At 68.3% G+C, this 6004-nt stretch carries 5 protein-coding genes; 1 reads left to right on the top strand and 4 read right to left on the bottom strand.

Annotated features, from left to right (window positions below; all coding sequences use genetic code 11):
- Nucleotides 1-317: acyl carrier protein (locus ABT367_RS40290; protein ID WP_352258801.1), on the bottom strand; the 317-nt coding region annotated here is incomplete at its 3' end.
- 334 nt (nucleotides 318-651) lie between these two features.
- Here ABT367_RS40290 and ABT367_RS40285 point away from each other — a divergent pair.
- A complete protein-coding gene (locus tag ABT367_RS40285; RefSeq protein WP_352258800.1) occupies nucleotides 652-1878 on the top strand; it encodes a cytochrome P450 in 1227 nt (408 codons plus the stop codon).
- 61 nt (nucleotides 1879-1939) lie between these two features.
- Here ABT367_RS40285 and ABT367_RS40280 read toward each other — a convergent pair whose 3' ends face one another.
- The 3 genes from ABT367_RS40280 to ABT367_RS40270 all read right to left on the bottom strand — a co-directional run bounded on the left by ABT367_RS40280 (nucleotide 1940) and on the right by ABT367_RS40270 (nucleotide 5619).
- Nucleotides 1940-2362, bottom strand: coding sequence for a cobalamin B12-binding domain-containing protein (locus tag ABT367_RS40280; protein WP_352258799.1), 423 nt, complete (start codon nucleotides 2360-2362; stop codon nucleotides 1940-1942).
- Between the two features lie 37 nt (nucleotides 2363-2399).
- The gene (locus ABT367_RS40275; RefSeq protein WP_352258798.1) at nucleotides 2400-3986 is read right to left on the bottom strand and encodes an acyl-CoA mutase large subunit family protein; all 1587 of its coding nucleotides are present in this window, start codon (nucleotides 3984-3986) and stop codon (nucleotides 2400-2402) included.
- 478 nt (nucleotides 3987-4464) lie between these two features.
- On the bottom strand, nucleotides 4465-5619 hold the full coding sequence (locus ABT367_RS40270; RefSeq protein WP_352258796.1) for a hypothetical protein: 1155 nt from the start codon (nucleotides 5617-5619) through the stop codon (nucleotides 4465-4467).
- Nucleotides 5620-6004: the final 385 nt, after the last annotated feature.

Raw genomic sequence — 6004 nt, 5'->3', positions numbered from 1 at the left:
GCCATGATCCACGGGGGCTGCGCCCGCGTGGATGCACCGGTCGACGGTCGCTGCGATCCCCACGCGGGCTGCTGCGCGGCGACCACGATCCCCCACAGGTGTCCCGCGGTCAGCGAGCGCACGGGAACGGCGAGTTGACCGGCGAGGCTGACTCCCCAGGCGGCCTCCAGGGCGCTGACGATCTGGATGAGGGCCATCGAATCGAGCCCGTACGCCTGCATCGGGACCGCCGCATCGAGCGGGTCGTCGCCACCGAGGCCGGGCAGGACCTGGCGCAGGATCTTCTCGAACTTCATGTTCCACGGGGCCTGAGCCATGGGTGGGCTTCCCTTCCGGCAGGCAAGGCGGGCATGCTCCACCGTGCCCGACCCGGCTCGAGCCGCCGTCGACGCTTGTTGGACTCCACCTCCCGATCAGCTTGGACTCCACCTCCCGATCGGCGTGGACTCCACCTCCCGATCAGCCGGGCAGCAGTCTTCTCCGCAATGGCGCCACGCAGTTGCCGGCTGGCGCCATCATCACCACAGCGGACAATGCCGACGTTGGCGTGCGAGGTCCCCCAGGACCCGGCTTGAGCCCCCAAAGCGCGAATGTGCCACAATGGCGCATGCGCGCGCCACAGTGGCGCCATGCGTGTCGAAAGGAAGAACTGTGAACCAGACACCTCCTCCCCCGCACGGCCTGCCCATGGACCGCGACGCAGGACCCTTCGACCCGCCCCGAGCCATCACACGGTTACGCGGGGACCGCCCCGTCAGCCCGCTGACCTTCCCCGACGGCCACCAGGGCTGGCTGGTCACCGGATACAACGCGGCCCGAACACTCCTGGCCGACACCCGGTTCAGCTCCCGCCAGGACCTCGGCCCCCTGCACATCCCGTACGAGATTCCGGGTATGCCGCCTGTCACCGAACCGTCCCCGCAGGAACCGGGCCTGTTCATCAGCATGGACCCGCCGGACCACACGCGGCTGCGACGGATGCTCACGGGAGCGTTCACGGTCCGGCGTATGAAGCAGCTCGAGGAGCACATCGTCGCCATCGTCGAGCAGCGCCTCGATGACATGGCGGAGCTGCCGGGCGAGGCCGACCTGGTCAAGGAGTTCGCCCTGCCGGTGCCCGTCCTGGTGATCTGCGAGATGCTCGGCGTCCCCTTCGAGAACCGGGACAAGTTCCAGGCCGACACCACCAAGTTCATGGAGAAGGACGTGGTGCTCGAGGAGAAGATCGCGGCCTACGTGAGCCTGACAACGTTTCTGGGCGAACTGGTCGCACGCAAGCGTGCCGAACCTGCGGACGACCTCCTGTCCGACCTGGCCGGCCGCGACGACCTCGGCCTGGACGAAGTGACCGGCGTCGCCTTCTTGTTGCTGCTCGCGGGCTACGAGACCACCACCAACATGCTGGGGCTCGGCACCTTCGCCCTTCTCGAACACCCCGCGCAGCTGGCCGAGTTGCGAGAGCACCCGGAACTGGCTCCCGAGGCGGTCGAGGAGCTCCTGCGCTACTGCTCCGTCGCCGACATCTTCTACCGCTACGCGACGCAGGACATCGCGCTCGAGGGCACCACCATCCCCGAAGGCTCCACGGTCGTGGTCTCCCTGCTGGCGGCCAACCGCGACCCCGAGCGGTTCGACAACCCGGACACCCTCGACATCCGGCGCACAGCCCGCGGCCACCTCTCCTTCGGCCACGGCGTCCACCAGTGCCTCGGCCAGCAACTGGCCCGGATCGAGATGCGTGCCGGATTCGCCGGCCTGCTGCGCCGGTTCCCCGACCTGCGCCTCGCCGTCCAAGCCGACCAGGTGCCCTTGCGGACCAACATGAACATCTACGGCGTCCATGCCCTGCCGGTCACCTGGACCCGAACCGCCCCCTAGCCGACGGTGGTTCAGGCCGTACCGGGGAGGAGTCCATCACCTGGTACGGCCGCCGCACGGCTCACGCGCGGCCCGCGACCCGCACCCTGTCCCGCACCCACTCCGTCACCACATGAGTGGGTGTGCCGGGCGTGAACAGAGCGGCCACGCCCATCCGGTGCAGCGCGTCGATGTCGGCCTCGGGAATGATGCCGCCGCCGAACACGGTGATGTCCTCGGCGCCTTCCTCCCGCAGCAGCGTCAGCACATCGGCGAACAGTGTCATATGTGCGCCCGACAGCACGGACAGCCCGATGGCGTCGACATCCTCCTGTACCGCCGTGTCCACGATCTGCCGTGGCGTCTGGTGCAGGCCGGTGTAGATGACCTCAACGCCCGCGTCCCGCAGAGCCCGGGCGATGACCTTGGCGCCCCGGTCGTGCCCGTCCAGGCCGGGCTTGGCGACCACCACTCGAATCGGTACGGCAGGGGTCTCGGTCGGCATCTGAATCCTCAAAGCATCGACGGGATACGGCACGAGCTCAGTACGTGTCGCCGGGGACGTAGGTGCCCCAGATCTCGCGCAGCGCATTGCAGACCTCGCCGACAGTCGCCCGGGCACGCAAAGCGGCCTTCATCGGGTAGAGAAGATTGTCCTCACCCTGGGCGGCCTTCTGCAGCGCGGTCAGGGCCTCGTCGACGGCGGACTGGTCGCGCTGCGCGCGAAGTCGGGCGAGGCGATCGGCCTGCTGGGCTTCGATGGCGGGGTCGACGCGCAGCGGCTCATAGGGCTCTTCTTCATCGAGCTGGTAGCGGTTGACCCCGACGACGACGCGTTCGCCGGAGTCGGTCTGCAGGGCGATGCGGTACGCGTTGCGCTCGATCTCGTCCTTCTGAAAACCTCGTTCGATGGCGGCGACAGCACCGCCCAGATCCTGGACCTTGGCCATCAGTTCGACGACCGCCGCCTCGACGTCATCGGTCATCTTCTCCACCACGTAGGAGCCTGCGAAGGGATCCACGGTCGCGGTGACGTCCGTTTCGTAGGCGAGTACCTGCTGCGTCCGCAGGGCCAGGCGGGCCGACTTGTCCGTGGGCAGGGCGATGGCCTCGTCGAAGGAGTTGGTGTGCAGCGACTGCGTGCCACCGAGAACTGCGGCCAGCCCCTGCACGGCGACCCTGACCAGGTTCACCTCGGGCTGCTGGGCCGTCAGCTGCACGCCGGCCGTCTGCGTGTGGAACCGCAGCATCAACGACTTCGGGTTGACCGCCCCGAACTCCTCACGCATCACCCGCGCCCAGATCCGGCGCGCGGCACGGAACTTCGCCACCTCCTCCAGGAGGGTGGTGCGAGCCACGAAGAAGAACGACAGACGAGGGGCGAAGTCGTCCACATCCATACCGGCGGCCACGGCGGTACGCACGTACTCGATGCCGTCGGCGAGGGTGAAGGCGATCTCCTGCGCGGGCGAGGCCCCGGCCTCCGCCATGTGATAGCCGGAGATGGAGATGGTGTTCCACTTCGGCATCTCGGCCCGGCAGTACTGGAAGATGTCCGCGACCAGCCGCAGCGACGGCTTGGGCGGGAAGATGTAGGTGCCCCGGGCGATGTACTCCTTGAGTACATCGTTCTGGATGGTGCCCGTGAGCTGATCCGCCGTCACCCCCTGCTCCTCGGCGACCAGTTGGTACAGGAGCAGGAGCAGGGCGGCCGGAGCGTTGATCGTCATCGAGGTCGACACCTGGTCCAGCGGAATCGCGTCGAACAGCACGCGCATGTCCTCGATGGAGTCGATGGCGACCCCCACCTTGCCGACCTCGCCGTGCGCGATCGGCGCGTCCGAGTCGTGGCCCATCTGTGTCGGCAGATCGAAGGCCACCGACAGACCGGTCGTACCGTGGGCGATCAGCTGCCGATACCGGGCGTTGGACTCCGCGGCCGTACCGAACCCCGCGTACTGCCGCATCGTCCAGGGGCGGCCGGTGTACATCGACGGATACACGCCCCGCGTGTACGGATACGCCCCCGGCTCCCCCAACTTCGCGGCCGGCTCCCAGCCTTCAAGGTCCTGCGGCCCATAGATCGGCTCGATGGGCAGCCCGGACTCGGATGTTCTGCCTTCACCCATCAGTCATGGCCCCCGGAGCGTCATGCCGGCCGTAGCGCCGCGCCCGTACAGCCTGAGCGATGTCCCTCGAGCGTCACTCGCGTGCCGCCGGGGCCGTGATCCACTGGCGTCCCGCACACCAGGATCCACGGGCCTCCCGCACACCACGGTGCGGTCGATTCCCACGACGGTACGGAACCGAACGGTGCGAAGCCGATCCCCTCCCCCTGGGACACGATGAGGCGCGAGGAGCACCTCGAGCACGAAGGGGCGGGCGGGGAGCGCGGAGCGCTCCAGTTCTCGTTTTCGGAAGGCGGAGCCTTCCTATTCAGATTCAGAAGGCGGAGCCTTCCCACTTCTCCTTAGGAAGGCGGAGCCTTCCCTGCTCCGGAGCGCGGAGCGCTCCTCGAAGGGCACCGCGGAGCGGTGCTGTGAAGGCCGATCCGTCGCGTAGCGACGGCGCTGCGAGTCTGCGGAGCTGACCGCGCGCCAGGTCATGTTATTTACCAGGACCCACGAAACCGGCAATGGACTCGACCGACAGCGCGCGGCGAACCTGCTCCATACGGACGGGCATCGGCTCCCACCCGTGCTGTCCGGCCATCACCCAGTTCAGGGCTCTCATCCCGCGGGCGAACGCCTGCGTCAGGCCCTGAGCCCGCAAGGTGATGCCCGGCGGCCCCGCCTTGGTGGGCACCAAGGTCACCCACAGCCCGGGCTCACCCCCCTCCAGAGAACTGGATTCGATCAACTCCTTCCGGACCGTGAGCCACCGCCGTACGGCCACCCGCGCCCCCTCCCCCATGGCGTACCACTCGACTTCGGGCAGAGGTGCCAGCGCGTCCCGCGCCGAGACGATGCGGCGGTACGTGCCCTCGGAGACCTGCCGGTGCTGGCCCCACAGCACGGATCGCACGGTCGACGGAGCAACACCGGCCGCCTCGGCGATCTCCTCCGCTCGGTTCGGCGATGCCTTCTGCTGCCGGCGGCGCACCGCCACGGCCCGCTCCTCGGGTGCCAGATCCGCGAGCCGCAGGGCCGCGAGTTCACCGGAGCGCGGTGCGGCATGGAGCAGGATCGCCACCATCGCAAGCAGCCGTGCCCGGTCCTCGTACGACAGCCTGATGCCGTCCCGTTCGAGTGGCCCCTTCGCCGCCAGATCTGCCAACCGTCGGTACAACGTGGCCAAGGGTTCCGTGCGAACCGGTGTCTTGAGTTCGGGCTGCTGCACAGACGGCAGCCAGACCTCCCGGCGAGCGGGCGCGGCCAGAGGGGCAAGAATCTTCAGACAGTCCCGCACGATACGAAGCGTCGCCAGAGGCAGTAGCGGATCACGCCCTGCCTCCGGTGCGAGCGTTCTCAGCTCCCCCGCCTCTGCGAGCTCCCAGAACTTTCGCAGCGCACGCGCCGTGAAAAGCTCCGCTGCCGACCGGCGGGCCCGGGCCGGGAACTCGCCATGTTCCACGGCCCGGTCCCACATGGCGACCACCATCCACAACTGCCGGGCCCGGGCTCTGGAGACCTTCGTCGGCAGCCCCAGCGTCCCCGCGATCGGCTTGCGGTCCTCCCAGGCCGCAGAGTCTCTCGGCGCCACCCTCTCCACCACCTCGGCCAACTGCCGTACAGCGACCGCCTTGTACCGATGCACGCTCACCCTGCCCACCCACTCCTACATACGTTGAACGGACCGCCGAACCACACAACAGCGGGCAGGGTCATGTTATTTACGAGATCTCCCTCGTGTGGCCGTTCGCGTGATCCTGCCCCTGATCCCTCCAACAGGACGCGCCCAGGCCCGGATCGGACCGAAGGTGGGCCGGGAAAACCGACCGCGCAGGAGGACAGGGAGTACAGGGAGTACTGGAATGCGGCGTTCGGGACAGCCAACTGCCCCAGCGGATGGCGATGCGGCATGAGGCGGCGCCCTATTGCCGGTAGCGTGCAGGGTCTATGGCGTCGCACCAGGGGGCGCCGGAGTCTGGAGGCACCACCGCATGCTGATCGCTCAGCGCCCTTCGCTGACCGAAGAGGTCGTCGAC

Origin of the sequence: Streptomyces mesophilus (assembly GCF_040300965.1) — a bacterium.
Taxonomy (GTDB): Bacteria; Actinomycetota; Actinomycetes; order Streptomycetales; family Streptomycetaceae; genus Streptomyces; species Streptomyces mesophilus_A.
The sequence above is the reverse complement of the archived record's forward strand: the minus strand, read 5'-3'. Positions and strand labels throughout refer to the sequence as shown.

Excerpts from the sequence above, each read along its gene's own strand:
- ABT367_RS40280 (WP_352258799.1), bottom strand. The coding sequence starts at position 2,362 with ATGCCGACCGAGACCCCTGCCGTACCGATTCGAGTGGTGGTCGCCAAG.
- ABT367_RS40275 (WP_352258798.1), bottom strand. The coding sequence starts at position 3,986 with ATGGGTGAAGGCAGAACATCCGAGTCCGGGCTGCCCATCGAGCCGATC.